Here is a 20448-nt window from a genome sequence, read left to right on the forward strand (position 1 = left end):
CAGGCACCGGGCTGTTTTCGATGAAGAAACCTATCGAATGCAGATACCGCGCTGCGCCATATAAGCTTTGGCCTCCGGCACGGTGTACTCGCCGAAGTGGAAGATACTCGCCGCCAATACCGCACTGGCGTGACCTTCGAGAATGCCGTCAGCCAAGTGCTGCAGGTTGCCGACACCGCCGGAAGCGATGACTGGAATGCCCAGCGCATCGCTGATGGCGCGGGTGACGCCCAGGTCGAAGCCGTTTTTCATGCCGTCCTGGTCCATGCTGGTCAGCAGGATCTCACCGGCGCCCAGGGCTTCCATTTTCTTTGCCCATTCAACAGCGTCCAGACCCGTGGGTTTGCGCCCACCATGGGTGAAGATTTCCCAGCGCGGGGTTTCGCCGGGGGCGGAAACCTTCTTCGCATCGATGGCCACGACAATGCACTGCGAGCCGAAGTGCTGCGCTGCTTCACCGACAAATTCGGGGTTGAACACCGCGGCGGTATTGATCGACACCTTGTCCGCCCCGGCATTGAGCAGGTTGCGGATGTCCTGAACGGAGCGCACGCCGCCGCCCACGGTCAGCGGGATGAACACCTGGCTGGCCATGCGCTCGACGGTATGCAGTGTGGTATCGCGGCCATCGACACTGGCCGTGATGTCGAGGAAGGTAATCTCATCGGCACCCTGCTCGTCGTAGCGGCGAGCAATTTCCACCGGGTCGCCGGCGTCACGGATGTTCTCGAATTTGACGCCCTTGACCACCCGGCCGTTGTCCACGTCCAGGCAAGGGATGATGCGTTTGGCCAGCGCCATGGTCAGTCCTCAGCCTTTGTAGGAATCGCAGAAAGCTTGCGCTTGCGCGACGTCGAGGGTGCCCTCATAAATCGCACGCCCGGTGATTGCGCCGATGATGCCCGGCGCCTTGGCGTCGAGCAGCGACTTGATGTCACCCAGATTATGGATGCCACCGGAAGCGATCACCGGGATCTTGGTGGCAGCGGCCAGCGCAGCGGTGAACGGTACGTTGCAGCCCTGCATCATGCCGTCTTTGGCGATGTCGGTATAAACGATCGAGGACACGCCGTCGGCTTCAAACTGCTTGGCCAGATCGATGACCTGCACGGAGCTGATTTCAGCCCAGCCATCGGTGGCGACGAAACCGTCTTTGGCATCCAGGCCAACGATGATTTTGCCAGGGAACGCGCGACAGGCTTCAGCGACGAAAGCCGGGTCTTTCACGGCCTTGGTGCCGATGATCACGTAGCTCACGCCAGCCTTGACGTAGTGCTCGATGGTTTCCAGCGAGCGGATGCCGCCACCGATCTGGATCGGCAGGTTCGGATAGCGCTTGGCGATGGCCGTGACCACTTCGCCATTGACCGGCTGGCCTTCGAAAGCACCGTTCAGGTCAACCAGATGCAGGCGACGGCAGCCGCCCTCCACCCACTTGGCGGCCATGCTCACCGGGTCATCGGAAAACACCGTGGAGTCTTCCATGCGGCCCTGGCGCAGACGTACGCAAGCGCCGTCCTTGAGATCGATAGCGGGGATAATCAGCATCTGGCAAACCCTTAAATACGAGTATTCAGCTTGGCTCGGGAATCAGTTTTTCTCGAGCGCCCACAAGTCGCTTTCAATGCTTTCGAACCTTTCTTTAAGGTGCGCCTGCACATCGAAAATCGCCCTGTTGTAATAGTGCGGAGCAATTTCGCGGGTAAACAGGTCAAGAATTTCCGCCGCTTCGAACGAACCAAGGTCCAGCTCGAAACGTTCCTCCATGAACCGCTGGATCTTGCGGTTCGCTTCACTTTCCTGCTCAGGCGTGAGGGTGAGGATCGGCGGTTTCTTGCGTGCCATTACCAGCGTCCGTCCCATGCGGCGAAGTTCTGCAACAGCTGCAGGCCATGGGTATGGCTCTTCTCCGGATGGAACTGCACGGCGAAGCGCGAACCATCGGCCAGGGCCGCGGCGAAATCGACGCCATAGTGACCGCTGCCCACCACCTGCCGCGCGTTGCCGGCGGCGATGTAGTAGCTATGCACGAAGTAGAAGCGCGCCAAGTCAGGGATGTTGTGCCACAGGGGATGATCGACCGCCTGCTTCACTTCGTTCCAGCCCATGTGCGGGACTTTCAGATGTTCGCCATCCTCATGCAGGCCCTTGCCGAAAAACTTTACCTGGCCGGGGAACAGCGAAATGCAATCGACGCCATCGTTCTCTTCGCTGCGATCGAGCAAAGCCTGCATGCCCACGCAGATGCCGAGGAAGGGCCGATCCTGGCTGACTTCGTGCACCAGCTTGTCGAAGCCCAGGCGACGAATCTCGGCCATGCAATCACGAATCGCGCCGACACCGGGGAACACCACCCGGTCGGCTTCGCGAATCACATCGGCATCGCTGGTGATCAGCACCTTGCCGGCGCCCACGTGCTCGAGGGCCTTGGCCACCGAGTGCAGGTTGCCCATGCCGTAATCGATAACCGCGACCGTCTGCATTACAGCACGCCCTTGGTGGAAGGCATCTGGCCGGCCATGCGGTCATCGAGCTCCACCGCCATGCGCAGCGCGCGGCCAAAGGCCTTGAACACGGTTTCGATCTGGTGATGGGTGTTGTGCCCGCGCAGGTTGTCGATGTGCAGGGTCACGTTGGCGTGGTTGACGAAGCCCTGGAAGAATTCCTGGAACAGGTCAACGTCGAAGCCGCCGACGGTGGCACGGGTGTACGGCACATGCATTTGCAGGCCAGGGCGGCCGGAGAAGTCGATGACCACGCGCGACAGCGCTTCATCGAGCGGCACGTAGGCATGGCCGTAGCGACGGATGCCTTTTTTGTCGCCGATGGCCTGGGTGAAGGCCTGGCCCAAGGTGATACCGACGTCTTCCACCGTGTGGTGGTCGTCGATATGCAAGTCGCCCTTGCTGACGATGTCCAGGTCGATCAGCCCGTGACGGGCGATCTGGTCCAGCATGTGCTCAAGAAAAGGCACGCCGATATCAAACCGGGCCTTTCCGGTGCCATCCAGGTTGATCGAGGCTTTGATCTGGGTTTCCAGAGTGTCGCGCTCGACAGACGCCTTACGTTCGGCCATCACCAGCTCCGCAAAATCATTGGGCGAAAAAGGCAGCCATTATAGGGGCGCGAGCGGCAAACAGAAACAAAAGAGGTGACATCACTGACGGGTTGAAACCCGGGCTGTCGGCGATAGACATGTGCATACAAGTCTAAGCCATGCCCATAAACAACTGTGGGAGCGAGCTTGCTCGCGATGAGGCGTGTCAGCCGACATCACTGTCCGCTGACCCACCGCTATCGCGAGCAAGCTCGCTCCCACAAGGGCTGCCCTGACCTGATGATCAGGGCAACGGTCTTAACGGAACAACACCGCCGTCTTCTGCAGGGTCACCCACACACCCCACGCCAACGGAATGCCCACCACCAGCCAGGCGGCGATTGCCAAAGGCTTGGTGCCCGGCGCGGCTTTCCATTCCAGCGAAGTGGTGCTGTCGGCGCCCTTGTCATGGCCCAGCGCCTGTTCAGCGGCCAGTTCGGCGTCGGTCATGAAGTACTTGTCGGCGACCGGACGGACCATCAGGTTACACAGGAAACCCAGCACCAGCAGGCCGGCCAGGATGTACAAGGTGATGTCATAGGCCGCGGCACGCTCGACGCCGATGCTCAGCTGATATTCACGCAAGTAGTTCACCAGCACCGGGCCCAGCACGCCTGCCGCCGCCCACGCCGTCAGCAGACGACCGTGGATCGCGCCAACCATCTGCGTACCGAACAGGTCCGCCAGGTAGGCCGGCACGGTTGCGAAACCGCCGCCGTACATCGACAGGATGATGCAGAACGCCGCCACGAACAGCGCGATACTGCCCAAGTGACCCAGGTTCGGGATCAACGCGTACAGGGCAACACCCAATGCGAAGAACACGAAATAGGTGTTTTTACGGCCCAGGTAGTCCGAGAAGGACGCCCAGAAGAACCGGCCACCGATGTTGAACAGGCTCAACAGACCGGTGAAACCGGCCGCAATGGCAGCGATCTGGCCCAGTTGCACGGCGTCCAGCTGACCGAAAGGCAAATCGTTGCCCAGCAGTTTGCCGCCAAACACTTCCTGCAGCAGTGGCGAAGCCATGCCCAGGATGCCGATACCGGCGGATACGTTCAGGCACAGCACCAGCCATACCAGGCGGAACTGCGGGGTTTTCCAGGCAACATTCACGTGAACGTGACGATGAGTGATCATCGCGTTCGCGGCTTTCTTCGGTGCCGGGGTCCAGCCTTCAGGCTTCCAACCGGTTGGCGGAACGCGGTACGACAAGGCGCCACCGATCATGAACACGAAGTAGATCGCGGCCATCACCAGGAAGCTCTGCCAGACACCCACCTCGGTCGGCGTAGCGAAATGGCTCATCAGCGCCGCAGCCAGTGGAGCACCGACCATCGCACCGCCACCAAAGCCCATGATCGCCATGCCGGTCGCCATGCCGCGCTTGTCCGGGAACCATTTGATCAGCGTCGAGACTGGCGAGATATAGCCCAGGCCCAGGCCAATGCCGCCGATCACACCGGAACCGACCCACATCAGCCAGATCTGGTGGGTATAGATACCCAGCGCGGAAATCAGCAGGCCACCGCACCAGCACAATGCCGAAACAACGCCGGCCTTGCGTGGCCCGGCGTGTTCCAGCCAGCCGCCCCAAATGGCTGCCGAGCAGCCCAGGAAGATGAAGAACAGGGTGTAGATCCAGCCGAGCATGGAGATCGGCCAGTCACATTGGGACGAAAAGATTTGCGAGATGAAGCTCATATCCGGCGCACAGGCGACAGGCTTGGTGATACCCAAGGCCTTGGACAGTGGCAACCAGAACACCGAGAAGCCATAGGCCATGCCGATGCAGAGGTGGATGGCCAGCGCGGCCGGTGGAACCAGCCACCGGTTGAATCCGGGCTTGGCGATGATACGTTCCTTGGAGAGGAACGCAGGCTGGTCGGCGATGCCGTCCGCCGTGATGCTCGTGCTCATTGTGTATCCCCCAGTTATTGGAATGGTTCGCCAGCCACACCTCACCCTCAGCCTTCTTGCACGCAGGCATGACTGTATTCTGTGGTGAAGCTCCATTTTAGTGCGACATCACGTCGCAGAAGGACGGACGAACCGACAAAGGTTAACATTTGCTCGTGACAGAAAAACCAAAGTGCTATCACCTTTTTTCTCTCACTCGTCTTATCGCGCCTCTGCTGACTTTCTGTAGGGGGCAATTCGTTTATTTTTCAGGAATTTCCATGCCCATCGTTGTCGAGCACCTGAATGAAGCCACTCGTCAGGACGAGCAGGATCTGCAGAAAATCTATCGGGACGCGCCGGTCTGGCTGTTCGAGCCGTTCAGCGACGCCGCGCGACTCATAGAGAAATGTCTCGAGGAAGGCTCGTTGATCGCGGCACGCTTCAACGATCGCCTGCTCGGTGCAGCACGACTGCAACGGCACCAGAACGTCTGGCGCTTGTCCCACTTATGCGTGCGAAACGTCACTCGCCGCCGGGGCGTGGCGGAACGGCTGGTGAGCGAAGCCCGGAGGATGGCTGAGCAAGGCAACGCCGAGCTGCGACTTCAGGCGCCTGCCGGGCATCTGGAAGCCCAGGCCTTGGCGGCGAAATTGAAATTACCTCTGGATGTCGAATAGCTCCCTCGCCACGGGGACCGCGCCTGGCCGGGTAACGGCAGCTCGAAAAATCGATCCCTCAACGCTCCACCGACCCGGGACGTTATACTCCCTGGCAAAATTTGAACTCAACCTATAAGGATTCGCCCATGAAAGCGTTCGGCAAAATCCTGGGTCTGGTACTTCTCGGGCTGTTGCTGATCATTGTGGCCCTGGGCTTTGCCCTGACCCACCTCTTCGATCCCAACGACTATAAAGAAGAGATCCGCCAGATAGCCCGCGACAAAGCCCACATCGAGCTGACACTCAATGGGGACATCGGTTGGAGCCTGTTCCCATGGCTGGGTCTGGAACTGCACGAAGCCAGTGTCGCCACCCTGGCCAACCCAACCCAACCTTTCGCCGACCTGCAGATGCTCGGGCTGTCTGTCCGGGTGATGCCGCTGCTGCGCCGCGAAGTGCAGATGAGCGATGTCCGGGTCGAAGGCCTGAACCTGCGCCTGAACCGTGACAAGAGCGGCCACGGCAACTGGGAAGATATCGGCAAGGCGCCCACCTCCGCATCCACCCAGGAAGCACCAACGCCCGTCGAACAATCCACCCCGCCGGCCAGCGCACCGGCAGAAAAGCCGGCCCAGCCAACACGGTTGGACATCGACAGCCTGACCGTGAACAACGCCCGAGTGGAATACACCGACGAGCAGACCGGCAAGCAGTTCAGTGCCGAAAGCATCCAGTTGAGCACCGGCCCGATCCATGACGCTACCAACATCCCGGTTACCCTCACGGCGTTCCTGTCCAGCAACCAGCCGGCCGTCCGCGTGCGCACCGAGGTCACTGGCGAACTGCGCTTCGAGCGCGCTTTGCAGCGCTATCGGTTCGAAGACCTGAAGCTGTCCGGCGAAGCCACCGGCGATCCCTTGCAAGGCAAGACCGTGAGTTTCGCGGCCCAAGGGCAACTTTCCCTGGATAAAGCGGCAAACGTCGCCGAGTGGACCGGGATCAAGCTTTCCCTCAACCAACTGCGTGCACTGGGCGAGTTGAAGGTCAACGACCTCGACAAGACGCCACAACTGAATGGCGGCATTTCGATTGCCCAATTCGACTTGGCAAAGTTTGTCGACAGCGTTGGCCAAAAACTGCCAGCCATGGCGGAGGGCAGCCTGAGCAAGGTCGAACTGGCGAGCCGCATTGCCGGCACGCCGAACAGTGTCGAGCTCAACGACATCAACTTGAAGGTCGACGACAGCAGTTTCAGCGGCCGTATCGCTGTGGAAGACTTTGCCAAACAGGCCCTGCGCGTGCAGCTCAAGGCCGATACGTTCAACATCGACCGCTACCTGCCGCCAAAGTCCGCCGAAGCCGACAGCTCCAAGGCAGCCCGCGAGGCCGAAGTCAGCAACACCGAGGCCAGTGCCATGGCCGGCGCCGGCAGCACACCCCTGCCAAGCGCTCCAACCCAAGGCGCCTGGAGCAATGATCGGCTGTTTCCGGTGGAGCGCCTGAGCAAGCTGGACATCGATGCCGACCTGACCTTCGGCCAACTGACCCTCGACAAACTGCCGATCCAGAACGCCGCGCTCAAGGCGACCGGCCTGGGTGGCCTGTTGACTCTGGAGAACCTGCGCGGCGACCTGTACAGCGGCAACTTTGAAACCAAGGGCACCCTGGACGTACGGCAGCCTACGCCACAGTTGAGCCTGCAAACCCGCATCAACCGGGTGCCTGCCGAGAAAATCATCGAAAGCCAAGGCAAGAATCCGCCGGTCAAGGGTCTGGTCACGCTCAACAGCGCGATCACCGCCAACGGCAACAGCCAAAAAGCCCTGATCGATAGCCTTAATGGCACGGCCGGTTTCGTCATCAATGATGGCGTATTGCTCAATGCCAATCTTGAACAGCAACTGTGCAAAGGCATCGCCACGCTGAACCGCAAGTCACTCACTGGCGAACCTCGCGGCAAGGACACGCCGTTCCAGCAGCTCAACGGCAACCTCACTTTTACCAACGGCGTTGCCCACAACCCAGACCTGAAAGTCCGCATTCCCGGCATGACCGTCAACGGCAACGGCGACATCGACCTGCGCGTGCTGGGCATGGACTACCGCGTCGGCGTGATCGTCGAAGGCGACAAGAGCGACATGCCCGACCCTGCCTGCCAGGTCAACGAACGCTACGTCGACGTCGAGTGGCCGTTGCGCTGCCGCGGCCCGCTGGAGTTGGGTGCCAAAGCCTGCCGCCTGGACAACGATGGGCTGGGCAAGGTCGCGGCGAAACTGGCCGGAGACCGCCTCGGCGACAAGATTGACGAGAAGCTGGGCGACAAAGTCAGCCCTGAGCTCAAAGACGCGCTCAAGGGGCTGTTCAAGCGATGACATCCGAGCAGTTTTCCGCCGCGGTACTGGATTGGTTCGACCGCCATGGACGCCACGACCTGCCCTGGCAACAGGGCATCACGCCTTATCGGGTGTGGGTCTCGGAAATCATGCTGCAGCAGACCCAGGTCAGCACCGTGCTCAATTACTTCGACCGGTTCATGGCCGCCCTGCCAACGGTCCAGGCTCTCGCCGACGCGCCGGAGGATGAAGTGCTGCATCTGTGGACCGGATTGGGCTACTACACCCGTGCACGCAACCTGCAGAAAACAGCGAAAATCGTCGTGGAGCAATACGCCGGGGAATTCCCCCGGGATGTGGAAAAACTCACCGAACTGCCGGGGATCGGCCTGTCCACCGCTGGCGCCATCGCCAGCATCAGCATGGACCTACGGGCGCCGATCCTCGATGGCAACGTCAAGCGGGTGCTGGCGCGTTTCACCGCCCAGGAAGGCTACCCGGGCGAACCCAAGGTTGCGAAACAGCTATGGGCCACCGCCGAGCGCTTCACGCCGCAAGACCGCGTCAACGCTTACACCCAGGCGATGATGGACCTGGGCGCCACGCTGTGTACCCGCAGCAAGCCCAGTTGCCTGTTGTGTCCGCTCAAAAAAGGTTGCGAGGCGCACATGCTGGGCCTGGAAACCCGCTACCCGATTCCCAAGCCACGCAAGGAAGTGCCCAAGAAGCGCACCTTGATGCCCATGCTGGCCAATCGCGAGGGCGCCATCTTGCTTTACCGTCGCCCATCCACCGGCTTATGGGGCGGCTTGTGGAGTCTGCCGGAACTCGATGGCCTGGATGATCTGCAGCACCTGGCCTTGCAACATTCCCTGGAGCTGGGCCCGCAACAGGCAATGCCAGACCTGATACACACTTTCAGCCACTTCCAGTTGGCAATCGAACCCTGGCTGGTCCGGGTCCGGGAAACCGGCCACCACGTGGCCGAGGCCGACTGGCTCTGGTATAACCTCGCCACCCCGCCGCGCCTGGGCCTTGCCGCCCCGGTCAAAACCTTGCTCGAACGCGCGGCCGCCGTATTGAATGCAGGAGAGTTGCAATGACCCGCACCATCATGTGCCGCAAGTACAAAGAAGAACTGGAAGGCCTGGAACGCGCGCCGTTCCCGGGCGCCAAAGGCCAGGACATCTACGACAACGTCTCGGCCAAGGCCTGGGGCGATTGGCAGAAACACCAGACCCTGCTGATCAACGAAAAACGCCTGAACATGATGAACGCCGAAGATCGCAAATACCTTCAAGGCGAGATGGAGAAGTTCTTTTCCGGCGAAGAATACGCCAAGGCCGAAGGCTACGTGCCGCCGTCCGAATAAGCCTTCCAGAGCGGGGGCGAATCGTAAGCGACGGTAATAATTAAATATTTTTTGATAACTCGCTTGACGCCCCCCTGAAAAACCCGTTTAATGCGCCCCGTTGCCCAGATAGCTCAGTCGGTAGAGCAGGGGATTGAAAATCCCCGTGTCGGCGGTTCGATTCCGTCTCTGGGCACCAAATACCGAAAACCCCGATCAAGAAATTGATCGGGGTTTTTTTATTGCCTGGATTTTTCTTCCGCCGCCCTATCGACTCAGCTACATTCGTCCGCTCCCCTCCAGCAAGCGAGTCGAAATGGACATCACTGGCATCCCCTTCGGCACCACCGATTGGTCCACCATCGAGCCCACCGAGCATAAGGGCATTACCGGAACCGCTTATTGGCGAACGCGGCAGTTCGGGAGCATTCGGGTACGGATGGTGGAATACACCGCCGGTTACCTGGCCGACCATTGGTGCACCAAGGGCCATATCCTGTTTTGCCTAAAGGGCGAGCTCGATACCGAGCTCGAAGACGGCCGGCAATTTCTGCTCAAGCCAGGCATGAGCTACCAGGTGGCGGACCAGGCCGAGCCCCATCGGTCTTCGACTTCATCAGGGGCCACGCTCTTCATAGTCGATTGAGATTCGAAGCGTCCGCGTCGAAGCTGTAGGATAGATCGTCTTATCCATCAGGAATCCGACCATGTCATCGGCGAACAAACAGCACAAACGCAGCCAGCGCGCGAAGGCGAAAGCCAAGAACAACCGCATTCAGCGTGCTGCTGCGCCAAACGATTTCCTTGACCCGAACGATGAGCGCATCGACTTGGAAACCGTGGACTTGTCGGATCTGTTCCGACTCATGAGCGCCGCCGAAAAGGTCAGCCAGAAAGCCATGTGCGAAGCATTCCTGGCACATCCGCTGCTGGCGCTCGTGTTGGAACAGGAAGGCGAAGAAGAGGCCACCGACTTCATCATCACTGCATTGATCGAGTACCGTCGCCTGACCACGGGTGTCGATGAGCAGACCGCGCTGGATTGGGTGGAAAGCAAGCAATTCCAAGCCGACTATGTGGCCGCATCCCAAGCACTGAGCCAAGGCCAAGCCTGATTTTACGGCGTAGCCTATCGTGGATTACGCCCAACGGCTGGACACCCGCCGTGGAGGTAATGAACACCTCTTCGCCGGCCAATACCAGGAGCGACAGACCGGCATGCTGCCCGAACAATAAAGCGGGCTATTGACGATCGCCCACCCAATAAACCTGTGTAAGATTGATGCGTTTTTTCCTGCAACGCTCCACTCAAAGAGCTTCATTCTGCATGCCTGCACCGTCCGCCCCTCCGTCCTCCCTGATCCAGGCATTGCGGACTGAAACCGCTGAACTGCACATTGCCCTGGAGAAACGCTTGCCGTTTTTCTCGGAGCAACTGGATCTAGGCCTGTACCGGCGCTTGATAGCGGCATACCACGGTTTTTATGAGCCACTGGAACGTCGCCTCCATATTCTCGCGCTGACGCCGACGGGGCTGGACCAATCCCTACGCATCAAGCTGCCGGTGCTACGAGCGGATCTCATGGCGCTGGGTCTGGACGAAATGGCGATTGACTCGCTGCCCGTCTGCCAACTCCTGCCGCAGATTGATTCTCCGGCCGCCGCCCTCGGCGTTTCCTATGTGCTGGAAGGCGCAACATTGGGCGGACAGATCCTGCGACGCAGGGTGGCCGAACAGTTAGGTCTCGACTCATCCAGCGGTGCCGCTTTCCTCGACGTTTATGGAGAACTTACCGGCCGGCGCTGGAAGGATTTTCTTCAGTATCTAGGTGACCGGAACCTTGGCGCCGACCAGATGCTCGAAGCCACACGCGCTGCCAAGGCGACATTCATCTGTTTTGAACGCTGGCTGGCCAGTCAGGAGGTTCTGTTATGAAACCGGAAAACCAAGAAGCCTTCGAAGAATTGCTGGCCAATTGCGCAGACGAACCGATCCGCTTCCCCGGGGCCATCCAGCCTCACGGCGTATTGCTGATGCTGTCCGAGCCTGATTTCGTGATCCGCCAGGTCAGCGCAAACGCGCAACAACTGACAGGGTATGATCCTCAAGAGCTTCTCGGTCTGCCCCTGGATGCACTGTTTGGGCAGGAACAGGCCGCAACCCTTCTGGAAGCTTTCCGCACCGAAATTGAAAGAGACAACGTTCCGCTCGACATCGTAGTGAACCAGCAGCGCTTCGACGCCCTGATCCACCGCCATCAGGGCGCCTTGATTGTCGAACTGGAACAGCACCTGACCGACTACCGCCCCGAGGGCGTCAATGGCGAGGCCAACCTGGGCCGCATGCTGCAGCGTCTGCAAAGCGCGAAAACGCTCCAGGCTTTGTACGAAATCAGCGTGCGGGAGATCCAGGCCATGACCGGATACGACCGCGTCCTGATTTATCGTTTCGAGGAAGGAGGCCACGGGCAAGTCATTGCCGAGGCCAGCGCGCCTTCGATGGAGCTCTACAAGGGCTTGTTTTTCCCAGCATCGGACATTCCGGAACAGGCTCGCGAGCTGTATCGCACCAACTGGTTGCGCATCATCCCCAACGCCGACTACACGCCGGTACCGCTGATGCCCGAGCTGCGCCCCGACACGCAGGCGCCACTGGACTTGAGCTTTTCCACGCTGCGCAGCGTCTCGCCGATTCACCGTCAATACATGAAGAACATGGGCGTGTTGTCATCCATGAGCATCTCGCTGATGAAAGGCGAGCAATTATGGGGATTGATCAGCTGCGGCAACCGCCAGCCGCTGCATGTTCCCCACCAAATGCGCATGGCCTGTCAGACGATCGGCCAGATCCTCTCACTGCAGATCAGTGCGATGGAGGCTCTTGAACTGGCAGGGCAACGGGACGCCAAGCTCGAAGACCTCGGGGCGCTTGCCACTCTCATGGCCGAATCCAGCGAAAACGTCTTTGACAGTCTGTCCCACGACCCACAGCGTCTGATGGAACTCACCGGGGCCAATGGCGTTGCGATCATCGAGGACAACAAGCTGCATCGCCACGGACAGTGCCCGGAACCGGAGCAGATTCGTGAATTGCACAAATGGATAATGGAAACCGACCAACCGGTTTTTGCTCACCATAACCTGGGCGAAATTTTCGCGCCGGCCAAGGCTTATCCGGAGGTTGCGAGCGGTGTGCTGGCGATTCACCTGCCCAAGCCAGTGGAAAACGGCGTGCTGTGGTTCCGCCCCGAGGTCAAGCAAACCATCAATTGGAGCGGTGACCCTCAAAAACCCCTCGACCTGGAGCAAAGCGCGACCGGACTACGCTTACGCCCGAGGACGTCGTTCGAAATCTGGAAAGTCGAAATGGGGGGCATCAGTACCAAATGGAGCCATGGCGATGTATTCGCCGCCAACGACCTGCGGCGCTCGGCCCTGGAAAACGACTTGGCACGGCAAGTTCGCAAGGAGCGCCAGGCGGTGCAGGCCCGGGATGAGTTGGTTGCAGTCGTGTCCCATGATTTGCGCAACCCGATGACAGTCATTTCCATGCTGTGCGGCATGATGCAAAAGGCTTTCAGCTCCGATGGCTCTCACAGCTCGAAGCGAATTTCTTCGGCCATCGATACCATGCAGCAGGCCGCCAGCCGTATGAATTCGCTCCTGGAGGACCTTCTCGACACCTCGCGCATCGACGCCGGCCGCTACACCATCCACCCCAAGCCGATGGACGTGAGCCAGATATTCGAAGACGCGTGTTCATTACTGACGCCGCTGGCCTCTGCCAAGGCCATCGATATTTCTTTCCACGCCGAACCCAACCTCAGGATCAACGCGGACCCGGAGCGATTGTTCCAGGTGCTGTCCAATCTGATTGGCAATGCCATCAAATTCACGCCGCGGAAAGGTAGCGTAGGTGTCAGCGCAATGTCGGTGGGCGATGAGATCGTATTCAGTGTCCGCGACACTGGTGAGGGCATCGCGCCAGAACAACTGCCTCATGTTTTCGACCGTTACTGGACCACCAAGGACGGCAACCCGAACGGCACCGGCCTCGGCCTTTATATTTCCAAGGGGATTGTCCAGGCTCATGGCGGTAAACTGCAGGCCGAAAGCCAGCCAGGCAAAGGCAGCGAATTCCGCTTCACCGTGCCGAAAATCGATTGAGCCGGCCACCGCCCCCTAACGAATTGGAAACCGAAGCCCAATGGCCTCACTGAACAAACAGCAGAAACGCGCCAAGCGCGCCAAAGACAAAGCCAAGCAAATCCGTATGACCGGGCGCAAATCCATCCCGATGTACGGCGATCCGGCTCACGCCACTGCCCAGCCGCCGGTCTATGTGCTGGAGCTATTCGCCAAGTTGCGTGAAGCCGAGGCCGTCAGCCGCAGCCAGATGCTCGACACGCTGCTTGCCGACGTTAGCGAAATGATCATCGAGCGTCCGGGCCTGCTGGACCTCAAGAACGCGGAAAACGAGGGCATGGCCGCCACCAACCTGGCCGCCGATATGCTGGTGGACTACCGCATGTGGGCCGACGACATGGACCGCGAGGCCGCCCAGCGCTGGCTCAGCACGCCGGAATTCATCAAGGATTTCAGCGAGGCGCTGGACCGTTATCGCCAATCCATGGAAGAGCCCGCCAGCGAGTAAGCTCTCGGCTACTCGCTGCTGTTCCAATGGAACACTAGCTTGCGCGCGGCTCCGCTGCCCACTTTGGCGGTGTCGCGACGCTCCTCGCCGTTACGCGTCGCTATCACGCTGTAACTGCCCGGCGGCAGTTGTACGTACACCAACGGGCCTGCGTCGCTGAGCGTCAGCAATGTCTGTCCCGATGAACTCTGCACGGTCACCTTCACATCCGGGACGTATTTGCCCTCCGGGCCGATCGCAAAAGTCATGTGCAGGTTGTAGCCCTGGGCCTGTTCGATGGCCCGGGCTTCGTCCTCGCCGATACCGCCGGACAGGTAGCTGATACCGTTCTGTTGCATGGGCTGGACCTGGACGCCTGCGTTGTCGATGGGCGCGAGGTTGGTGGCGTTGAGCATGATGGGAAAAAGCAGCGCACCCAGAACGATGGGGCAATATAGCAACTTCATGACCACAACTCCTGATAAGGAACACCACCTCGTTTGATCGTTTTATGAACACCCATGTTCAGATCGATTGGAAGTTGAGCCGAATGCCAAACGGAATAGACAACGCTCATCCGGTTAACCCTTCCCACCCCCGCCCAAAGCTGGCACCATCGCGCCTTTTTTTACGCGACTCCCCGGGCAAATCGCCGATGAACAGGGTTCAAACAGCCGTTCGGTTGTTGATGGCGCGACAGTCTGCTGCGCCGATGCGACAACCTGTCACTCATCATCGGTCTACCGTCCGAAGCGCTGTTGGCTGTCATTCGGACGCATGCTAGCTTGGCCGCCTCGCCAGGAAGGCTGCCAATAGCAAGGGAGCACAAATCATGAGGATCGCACATGGCCCAGGCCACGCCCGCGCTTGAAATCCGCAACTTGCACAAACGCTACGCAAAGCTGGAGGTGCTCAAAGGCGTCTCGCTGACCGCTCGCGACGGTGACGTGATCTCGATCCTGGGTTCCTCCGGCTCCGGCAAGTCCACGTTTTTGCGTTGCATCAATCTGCTGGAAAATCCCAACCAGGGTCAGATTCTGGTCGCAGGTGAGGAGCTCAAGCTCAAGGCTGCCAAAAACGGTGAGCTGATTGCCGCCGATGGCAAACAGATCAATCGCATGCGCAGCGAGATTGGTTTTGTATTTCAAAACTTTAATCTCTGGCCGCACATGAGCGTGCTCGACAACATCATCGAAGCCCCGCGCCGCGTGCTGGGCCAGAGCAAGGCCGAAGCCGTGGAAGTGGCCGAAGCCTTGCTGGCCAAGGTCGGCATTGCCGACAAGCGCCACGCCTACCCTGCCGAACTGTCCGGCGGCCAGCAACAACGTGCCGCCATCGCCCGCACATTGGCGATGCAACCTAAAGTCATTCTGTTCGACGAGCCGACTTCCGCCCTTGACCCGGAAATGGTCCAGGAAGTACTAAGCGTGATCCGCGCCCTCGCCGAAGAAGGTCGTACCATGCTGCTCGTAACCCACGAGATGGGCTTCGCCCGCCAGGTATCGAGCGAAGTCGTGTTCCTTCACCAAGGGCTGGTCGAGGAGCAAGGGTCGCCACAGCAGGTCTTCGAGAACCCGCTTTCGGCGCGCTGCAAACAATTCATGTCCAGCAACCGCTAACGGAGCAATATATATGCAGACCTACAAGAAATTCCTCCTGGCCGCTGCCGCCAGTCTGGTCTTCTCGGCCAGCGCCATGGCTGCTGAGAAACTGAAGATGGGCATCGAAGCGGCCTACCCGCCGTTCAACAACAAAGATGCCAGCGGCAACGTTGTCGGCTTCGACAAGGACATTGGCGACGCCCTGTGCGCCAAGATGAAAGTCGAGTGCGAAGTGGTCACCTCCGACTGGGACGGCATCATTCCGGCCCTGAACGCCAAGAAGTTCGACTTCCTGATCTCCTCGCTGTCGATTACCGAGGAACGCAAGCAAGCCGTGGACTTCACCGAGCCGTACTACTCCAACAAGCTGCAATTCATCGCACCAAAGGCCACCAAGGACTTCAAGACTGACAAGGCCTACCTGGCCGGCAAGACCATTGGCGCACAACGCGCGACACTGGCCGGCACCTGGCTGGAAGACCGCAACATGGAAGATGACTACAACGTAAAGGTCACGCTCTACGACACCCAGGAAAACGCTTACTTGGACCTGCTCTCGGGCCGCGTTGACGCCATCCTGGCGGACAAATACGTGCAATACGAATGGCTCAAGAGCGAAGACGGCGCCGCCTTCGAATTCAAAGGTGATCCGGTGGTGGAAAGCGACAAGATCGGTATCGCGGTGAACAAGGATGACGACGAACTGCGCAACAAACTGAATGCCGCGCTGAAGGAAATCGTTGCCGACGGCACCTATAAAAAGATCAACGACAAGTACTTCCCGTTCAGCATCTATTGATACTGACGTGCCTGGCCGGCGTTGCTACCCAGTAGCGCCGGCCCTTAGCAAAGCCTGCCGCGATATGAACACACGCCCATGATGATCGACCTCTACGGATTCGGCCCGGCGCTTGCCGCCGGCGCGCTGATGACCGTCAAGCTGGCCCTTTCGGCTCTCTGCCTGGGGCTGGTGCTCGGCCTGCTCGGCGCCTTGGCCAAGACCTCCCCGTACAAGCCGTTGCAATGGCTTGGCGGCACCTATTCGACACTGGTTCGCGGCATTCCGGAATTGCTCTGGGTGCTGTTGATCTACTTCGGTACCGTCAACCTGATGCGTGCCTTGGGTGAATATTTCGGCAATCCCGACCTAGCCCTCAATGCCTTCGCCGCCGGCGTCATCGCCCTCGGCCTATGCTTTGGCGCCTACGCCACTGAAGTATTTCGCGGTGCGATCCTGGCGATACCCAAGGGGCACCGTGAAGCCGGCGTGGCGCTTGGCCTGTCGAAATGGCGGATCTTCACCCGATTGATCCTGCCGCAGATGTGGCGCATCGCCCTGCCCGGCCTGGGCAATCTGTTCATGATCCTCATGAAGGATACCGCACTGGTTTCGGTGATCGGCCTGGAAGAAATCATGCGCCACGCGCAAATCGGCGTGACCATTTCCAAGCAACCGTTCACTTTTTATATGGTCGCAGCGCTTATGTATCTGGGCCTGACGGTGCTCGCCATGATCGGCATGCACCTGCTGGAAAAACGCGCCGCCCGCGGCTTTGCCAGGAGCACCCAATGAACTGGGAAGTCATCATCAAATGGCTGCCGAAACTGGCCCAGGGCGCCACGCTTACACTGGAGCTGGTGGCCATCGCGGTGATCGCCGGCTTGCTGCTGGCGATCCCATTGGGCATCGCCCGTTCATCGCGGCTGTGGTACGTGCGGGCGTTTCCCTACGCTTACATCTTCTTTTTCCGTGGTACGCCACTGTTGGTCCAGTTGTTCCTGGTCTATTACGGCCTGGCACAGTTCGATGCCGTGCGCAGCAGCGCGCTGTGGCCGTATCTGCGGGACCCGTTCTGGTGCGCCACGGCCACCATGACCCTGCACACCGCCGCCTACATCGCCGAGATCCTGCGCGGCGCCATCCAGGCCATTCCCCGCGGCGAAATCGAAGCCGCACGAGCCTTGGGCATGTCGCGGCCCAAGGCGCTGTTCTACATCATGCTGCCCCGGGCCGCGCGCATCGGCTTGCCCGCCTACAGCAACGAAGTGATCCTGATGCTCAAGGCCAGCGCCCTGGCAAGCACGGTGACCCTGCTGGAACTCACCGGCATGGCGCGCACCATCATTGCCAGGACCTACATGCCAGTGGAGATTTTCTTCGCGGCCGGCATGTTCTACCTGCTGATGTCCTTCGTACTGGTGCAAGGCTTCAAGCAGCTTGAACGCTGGCTTCGCGTCGATGCCTGCCAAGGGCGCTGACAGCCAAGTGCTGACGGGTGAAGCATTGCTCACCCGTTTTACCGCGCTGGATGCGTTTCTTACAACGCACCAGTCACTATGGAAGCCTCGGCCCTTCACGCATCTGCAATTGCCTTGGGAAACTTCCCACCCGGAATTGGCCCGATGGCTACGCGAGCGTTCGCTGGACGCAGCGGAAAACGACCATCATCAACCATGGTTGATTGAGAGCGCGCCAGCGCCATTCCCGGAACTGGCTGCTCTCTCCCGGGCATTGAGCGCCGTGGCTGAATTGCCGGCCAACTCGCTCGAAGCTCCCAGCCATCGCCTCAACGTCGACGTACCCGGGCGCAAATGGCAGCAGATAGAAGCCTTTGCCAGCCGCCTGCGCTTCACCACCCCACCGATCCATTGGCTCGATTGGTGCGCCGGTAAAGGCCACCTTGGCCGGCGCCTGTTGCAGGATGGACAACAACTGACCTGCCTGGAATACGACCCCGCCCTGGTCGCCAGCGGCCAGTTGCTGAGCCAACGCCATCACCTGCCCGCCACGCACTCGCAACAAGACGTATTGGCGGCAGACGCAAACCAGGCGCTGCGCCCCGGACACACCCCGGTGGCTCTGCACGCTTGCGGCGACTTGCATGTGCGCCTGATGCGTCTGGCCAGCGCCGCTGGCTGCGCACAATTGGCTATCGCGCCGTGCTGCTACAACCGCATCAGCACCTCGGAATATCAGCCGCTGTCCGACGCCGCAAAAGGCTCTGCCCTACAACTGTCGCTCGACGATCTCAGCCTGCCGCAGACCGAGACCGTCACCGCTGGCGCCCGCGTAAGAAGACAACGGGACCAATCCATGGCCTGGCGCCTGGGCTTCGACCTGCTGCAACGACAAATCAGAGGGCACGACGACTACCTGCCCACCCCCTCCTTGCCCAGCGCCTGGCTGGAAAAATCCTTCGCCCAATACTGCACCGACCTGGCGGCCCTGAAAGACTTATCCACAATCGGCACGCCTGATTGGGTCGCCCTGGAAGCAGCCGGCCGCCAACGTTTGGCCGAGGTGCGTAACCTGGAATTGGTGCGAGGCCTTTTCCGCCGGCCGCTGGAGCTTTGGCTGGTCTTGGACCGGGCGCTTTTCCTTACTCAGAACAGCTACAAAGTCCGCCTTGGCACCTTCTGCGAGACACCTCTGACACCGCGCAACCTGCTGTTGCTGGCAGAACGTTAATGAGGCGAAACAGCCTGTGGATAACTCTGTTGATGAATTAAACCAGGATCCAAGAAAACCGCGATTTCCGGGCAGAATCTTAGCTGGTCATTTTTTGTTCACATGGATAAAAAACCATGAAAACAGCAGCTTGCGAGCAAACGGGAAAGCGGTCACAAAACAGAAAGATATCCGTCGCAGCGTCCTTTCGATTGTGCATAAGCGTTTGAGCAAACCAGCATAAAGGTTGGGTCTGGCGTCTTTTGCGCTCAGGCATCAAGTGCTTTGGCTTGCCTCGATTCAAGTCAGGCAACCGCACGCTACCAGGCCCCTCGCGCCCCGCCCAGCGGCGCCACATCCACCAGAACTGCAGCTCGTCTAAAAATAGTCAGAATTCAGGGGTTTACAGAACCTTCCCAATCGCTATAATCGTCGCCCACACGCCGGTATAGCTCAGTTGGTAGAGCAACTGACTTGTAATCAGTAGGTCCCGGGTTCGACTCCTGGTGCCGGCACCAATAAAATCAAAGGCTTGCAGCGATGCAGGCCTTTGTTTTTTGTCCCATACGTAATAAAAGACGTAATAAGCAGCCACTCAACCTCCGCGTTACCTTTGAAACGGTACCTACCATGGATTGGAAACAGTTCTGCGCTGCAATCATCGGATCGCTTGCTTGGCCTACGGCAGTTGTCATCGTAGTAGTGCTGCTCAGGTCGCCATTGGCCAAACTCATCCCAATGGTGCGAACGCTCAAATATAAAGACCTTCATATTGATTTGAGTGAGAAGCTCGAGGCAGTAAAAGAGGAGTTAGAAGCTGGGACCCAAGACAATGACCATCCGATTCCACTCTCTGCGGAAGGTCGGTTATTGGAGCTCGCCCGACTCGACCCTCGAGCAGCGGTACTAAGCGCCTGGATAGACGTGGAGCGCGCATTGAGCAGTTTGGCCGCACGTGTGGGTATTTCGCCCAATTCCGGCCCTATGGCAGTCGCCAATGAGCTGCATGTTAAGGACTTCCTGACTGAACTAGAGATGCAGACCTTCCGCGAGCTGCGCCGCATTAGAAATCAGGCTGGACATCAGTACACAGACGTCAGCTTTGAGGAAGCGAAGTCCATGGCTGAGATGTGCGGTTGGTTAGCACATCGCCTGCGAATGGTCGAAGAGTCCTACATATCCTTTCAGGCGATGAATGCGTAAGCACATGCACAAGCGAACGTTCACGAGGCTGTAAGCCCAGCTGATGCGAACCCATCTAGTACATTTAATTCCGATTTTATGTTGACCCACGGGCAACTGGTATTTTTGGTAAGTTTTTTCCGCTCACTTGCGAAAGCCCCGGAATACAAGGCTTGTAGGCCATTTGATTTGGGTAACTATCAAGTAATATCTGGGAATATCCTTACCTTTTATCAAGTTAG

General features: G+C 59.2%; 22 protein-coding genes and 2 tRNA genes. 17 read left to right on the plus strand and 7 right to left on the minus strand.

The features are described 5' to 3' along the window. Positions 1–30 precede the first annotated feature (30 nt). The 6 genes from hisF to ACLK1G_RS16270 all read right to left on the minus strand — a co-directional run bounded on the left by hisF (position 31) and on the right by ACLK1G_RS16270 (position 5017). Entirely contained in the window at positions 31–801 is a 771-nt protein-coding gene (gene hisF / locus ACLK1G_RS16245) for an imidazole glycerol phosphate synthase subunit HisF (protein ID WP_420766339.1), read from the minus strand. Between the two features lie 9 nt (positions 802–810). Next, positions 811–1548, minus strand: a complete 738-nt coding sequence (gene hisA / locus ACLK1G_RS16250; protein WP_420766340.1) for a 1-(5-phosphoribosyl)-5-[(5-phosphoribosylamino)methylideneamino]imidazole-4-carboxamide isomerase — start codon at positions 1546–1548, stop codon at positions 811–813. Positions 1549–1590: 42 nt separating this feature from the next. Beyond that, positions 1591–1845: a DUF2164 domain-containing protein gene (locus ACLK1G_RS16255; protein ID WP_030141479.1), complete on the minus strand. Its 255-nt coding sequence runs from the start codon at positions 1843–1845 to the stop codon at positions 1591–1593. Further along, positions 1845–2483 carry an imidazole glycerol phosphate synthase subunit HisH gene (gene hisH, locus ACLK1G_RS16260; RefSeq protein WP_092173371.1) on the minus strand — a complete coding sequence of 213 codons (639 nt, stop codon included), beginning with the start codon at positions 2481–2483 and terminating at the stop codon, positions 1845–1847. Before hisH ends, ACLK1G_RS16255 begins: the two co-directional genes overlap by 1 nt. Next, the gene (hisB, locus tag ACLK1G_RS16265) at positions 2483–3076 is read right to left on the minus strand and encodes an imidazoleglycerol-phosphate dehydratase HisB (RefSeq protein WP_024778052.1); all 594 of its coding nucleotides are present in this window, start codon (positions 3074–3076) and stop codon (positions 2483–2485) included. The genes hisH and hisB overlap by 1 nt, the downstream gene beginning before the upstream one ends. Before the next feature lie 279 nt (positions 3077–3355). Beyond that, positions 3356–5017 (minus strand): OFA family MFS transporter, encoded by a 1662-nt coding sequence (locus ACLK1G_RS16270; RefSeq protein ID WP_420766341.1) that lies wholly within the window; start codon positions 5015–5017, stop codon positions 3356–3358. Positions 5018–5277: 260 nt separating this feature from the next. Between ACLK1G_RS16270 and panM the strand changes: the two genes are divergently transcribed. From panM to ACLK1G_RS16320, 10 genes are all read left to right on the plus strand, one after another. Then, on the plus strand, positions 5278–5676 hold the full coding sequence (panM, locus tag ACLK1G_RS16275; protein ID WP_420766342.1) for an aspartate 1-decarboxylase autocleavage activator PanM: 399 nt from the start codon (positions 5278–5280) through the stop codon (positions 5674–5676). A 128-nt stretch (positions 5677–5804) separates the two neighbouring features. Continuing rightward, complete coding sequence (locus tag ACLK1G_RS16280) at positions 5805–8030, plus strand: AsmA family protein (protein ID WP_420766343.1); 2226 nt, start codon at positions 5805–5807, stop codon at positions 8028–8030. Continuing rightward, positions 8027–9094, plus strand: coding sequence for an A/G-specific adenine glycosylase (gene mutY, locus ACLK1G_RS16285; RefSeq protein ID WP_420766344.1), 1068 nt, complete (start codon positions 8027–8029; stop codon positions 9092–9094). Before ACLK1G_RS16280 ends, mutY begins: the two co-directional genes overlap by 4 nt. Further along, positions 9091–9363, plus strand: coding sequence for an oxidative damage protection protein (locus ACLK1G_RS16290; RefSeq protein ID WP_039592693.1), 273 nt, complete (start codon positions 9091–9093; stop codon positions 9361–9363). The genes mutY and ACLK1G_RS16290 overlap by 4 nt, the downstream gene beginning before the upstream one ends. 102 nt (positions 9364–9465) lie before the next feature. After that, positions 9466–9541: transfer RNA gene (locus ACLK1G_RS16295), tRNA-Phe, on the plus strand. A gap of 117 nt (positions 9542–9658) precedes the next feature. Beyond that, on the plus strand, positions 9659–9988 hold the full coding sequence (locus tag ACLK1G_RS16300) for a DHCW motif cupin fold protein (protein ID WP_420766345.1): 330 nt from the start codon (positions 9659–9661) through the stop codon (positions 9986–9988). Positions 9989–10049: 61 nt separating this feature from the next. Then, a complete protein-coding gene (locus ACLK1G_RS16305; RefSeq protein WP_420766346.1) occupies positions 10050–10457 on the plus strand; it encodes a hypothetical protein in 408 nt (135 codons plus the stop codon). 212 nt (positions 10458–10669) lie between these two features. Continuing rightward, the gene (locus tag ACLK1G_RS16310; RefSeq protein ID WP_420766347.1) at positions 10670–11278 is read left to right on the plus strand and encodes a biliverdin-producing heme oxygenase; all 609 of its coding nucleotides are present in this window, start codon (positions 10670–10672) and stop codon (positions 11276–11278) included. Beyond that, entirely contained in the window at positions 11275–13509 is a 2235-nt protein-coding gene (locus ACLK1G_RS16315; RefSeq protein WP_420766348.1) for an ATP-binding protein, read from the plus strand. Before ACLK1G_RS16310 ends, ACLK1G_RS16315 begins: the two co-directional genes overlap by 4 nt. A gap of 40 nt (positions 13510–13549) precedes the next feature. After that, positions 13550–13996, plus strand: coding sequence for a hypothetical protein (locus tag ACLK1G_RS16320; RefSeq protein WP_420766349.1), 447 nt, complete (start codon positions 13550–13552; stop codon positions 13994–13996). Positions 13997–14004: 8 nt separating this feature from the next. Here the strand turns inward: ACLK1G_RS16320 and ACLK1G_RS16325 are convergent, their stop codons facing one another. Next, positions 14005–14442 (minus strand): carboxypeptidase regulatory-like domain-containing protein, encoded by a 438-nt coding sequence (locus tag ACLK1G_RS16325; protein WP_420766350.1) that lies wholly within the window; start codon positions 14440–14442, stop codon positions 14005–14007. A gap of 378 nt (positions 14443–14820) precedes the next feature. On the opposite strand from ACLK1G_RS16325, the gene ACLK1G_RS16330 reads away from it, so the two are divergent. The 7 genes from ACLK1G_RS16330 (at position 14821) to ACLK1G_RS16360 (ending at position 20227) form a co-directional block, all read left to right on the plus strand. Next, a complete protein-coding gene (locus ACLK1G_RS16330; RefSeq protein WP_420766351.1) occupies positions 14821–15594 on the plus strand; it encodes an ABC transporter ATP-binding protein in 774 nt (257 codons plus the stop codon). Positions 15595–15607: 13 nt separating this feature from the next. Then, positions 15608–16375, plus strand: coding sequence for an ABC transporter substrate-binding protein (locus ACLK1G_RS16335; RefSeq protein ID WP_420766352.1), 768 nt, complete (start codon positions 15608–15610; stop codon positions 16373–16375). Between the two features lie 78 nt (positions 16376–16453). Beyond that, entirely contained in the window at positions 16454–17149 is a 696-nt protein-coding gene (locus ACLK1G_RS16340; protein ID WP_420766353.1) for an ABC transporter permease, read from the plus strand. Next, positions 17146–17835, plus strand: a complete 690-nt coding sequence (locus ACLK1G_RS16345; protein WP_420766354.1) for an ABC transporter permease — start codon at positions 17146–17148, stop codon at positions 17833–17835. The genes ACLK1G_RS16340 and ACLK1G_RS16345 overlap by 4 nt, the downstream gene beginning before the upstream one ends. Continuing rightward, positions 17816–19045 (plus strand): methyltransferase, encoded by a 1230-nt coding sequence (locus tag ACLK1G_RS16350; protein WP_420766503.1) that lies wholly within the window; start codon positions 17816–17818, stop codon positions 19043–19045. Before ACLK1G_RS16345 ends, ACLK1G_RS16350 begins: the two co-directional genes overlap by 20 nt. A gap of 421 nt (positions 19046–19466) precedes the next feature. Further along, positions 19467–19542, plus strand: a tRNA-Thr gene (locus ACLK1G_RS16355). Positions 19543–19654: 112 nt separating this feature from the next. Beyond that, positions 19655–20227 carry a hypothetical protein gene (locus ACLK1G_RS16360; protein WP_420766355.1) on the plus strand — a complete coding sequence of 191 codons (573 nt, stop codon included), beginning with the start codon at positions 19655–19657 and terminating at the stop codon, positions 20225–20227. The last annotated feature ends 221 nt before the right edge of the window (positions 20228–20448 follow it).

The sequence above is a fragment of the Pseudomonas algeriensis genome, assembly GCF_048847255.1.
GTDB lineage: Bacteria > Pseudomonadota > Gammaproteobacteria > Pseudomonadales > Pseudomonadaceae > Aquipseudomonas.

Bases quoted from the DNA above. Each gene is read 5' to 3' on its own strand.
- ACLK1G_RS16290 (WP_039592693.1), top strand. From the start codon at position 9,091: ATGACCCGCACCATCATGTGCCGCAAGTACAAAGAAGAACTGGAAGGC.
- ACLK1G_RS16280 (WP_420766343.1), top strand. From the start codon at position 5,805: ATGAAAGCGTTCGGCAAAATCCTGGGTCTGGTACTTCTCGGGCTGTTG.
- ACLK1G_RS16315 (WP_420766348.1), top strand. From the start codon at position 11,275: ATGAAACCGGAAAACCAAGAAGCCTTCGAAGAATTGCTGGCCAATTGC.
- hisH (WP_092173371.1), bottom strand. From the start codon at position 2,483: ATGCAGACGGTCGCGGTTATCGATTACGGCATGGGCAACCTGCACTCG.
- ACLK1G_RS16335 (WP_420766352.1), top strand. From the start codon at position 15,608: ATGCAGACCTACAAGAAATTCCTCCTGGCCGCTGCCGCCAGTCTGGTC.
- ACLK1G_RS16350 (WP_420766503.1), top strand. From the start codon at position 17,816: ATGCCTGCCAAGGGCGCTGACAGCCAAGTGCTGACGGGTGAAGCATTG.
- ACLK1G_RS16345 (WP_420766354.1), top strand. From the start codon at position 17,146: ATGAACTGGGAAGTCATCATCAAATGGCTGCCGAAACTGGCCCAGGGC.
- ACLK1G_RS16255 (WP_030141479.1), bottom strand. From the start codon at position 1,845: ATGGCACGCAAGAAACCGCCGATCCTCACCCTCACGCCTGAGCAGGAA.
- ACLK1G_RS16270 (WP_420766341.1), bottom strand. From the start codon at position 5,017: ATGAGCACGAGCATCACGGCGGACGGCATCGCCGACCAGCCTGCGTTC.
- ACLK1G_RS16310 (WP_420766347.1), top strand. From the start codon at position 10,670: ATGCCTGCACCGTCCGCCCCTCCGTCCTCCCTGATCCAGGCATTGCGG.
- ACLK1G_RS16325 (WP_420766350.1), bottom strand. From the start codon at position 14,442: ATGAAGTTGCTATATTGCCCCATCGTTCTGGGTGCGCTGCTTTTTCCC.
- ACLK1G_RS16300 (WP_420766345.1), top strand. From the start codon at position 9,659: ATGGACATCACTGGCATCCCCTTCGGCACCACCGATTGGTCCACCATC.
- ACLK1G_RS16320 (WP_420766349.1), top strand. From the start codon at position 13,550: ATGGCCTCACTGAACAAACAGCAGAAACGCGCCAAGCGCGCCAAAGAC.
- ACLK1G_RS16330 (WP_420766351.1), top strand. From the start codon at position 14,821: ATGGCCCAGGCCACGCCCGCGCTTGAAATCCGCAACTTGCACAAACGC.
- ACLK1G_RS16340 (WP_420766353.1), top strand. From the start codon at position 16,454: ATGATGATCGACCTCTACGGATTCGGCCCGGCGCTTGCCGCCGGCGCG.
- panM (WP_420766342.1), top strand. From the start codon at position 5,278: ATGCCCATCGTTGTCGAGCACCTGAATGAAGCCACTCGTCAGGACGAG.
- mutY (WP_420766344.1), top strand. From the start codon at position 8,027: ATGACATCCGAGCAGTTTTCCGCCGCGGTACTGGATTGGTTCGACCGC.
- ACLK1G_RS16360 (WP_420766355.1), top strand. From the start codon at position 19,655: ATGGATTGGAAACAGTTCTGCGCTGCAATCATCGGATCGCTTGCTTGG.
- ACLK1G_RS16305 (WP_420766346.1), top strand. From the start codon at position 10,050: ATGTCATCGGCGAACAAACAGCACAAACGCAGCCAGCGCGCGAAGGCG.
- hisF (WP_420766339.1), bottom strand. From the start codon at position 801: ATGGCGCTGGCCAAACGCATCATCCCTTGCCTGGACGTGGACAACGGC.
- hisB (WP_024778052.1), bottom strand. From the start codon at position 3,076: ATGGCCGAACGTAAGGCGTCTGTCGAGCGCGACACTCTGGAAACCCAG.
- hisA (WP_420766340.1), bottom strand. From the start codon at position 1,548: ATGCTGATTATCCCCGCTATCGATCTCAAGGACGGCGCTTGCGTACGT.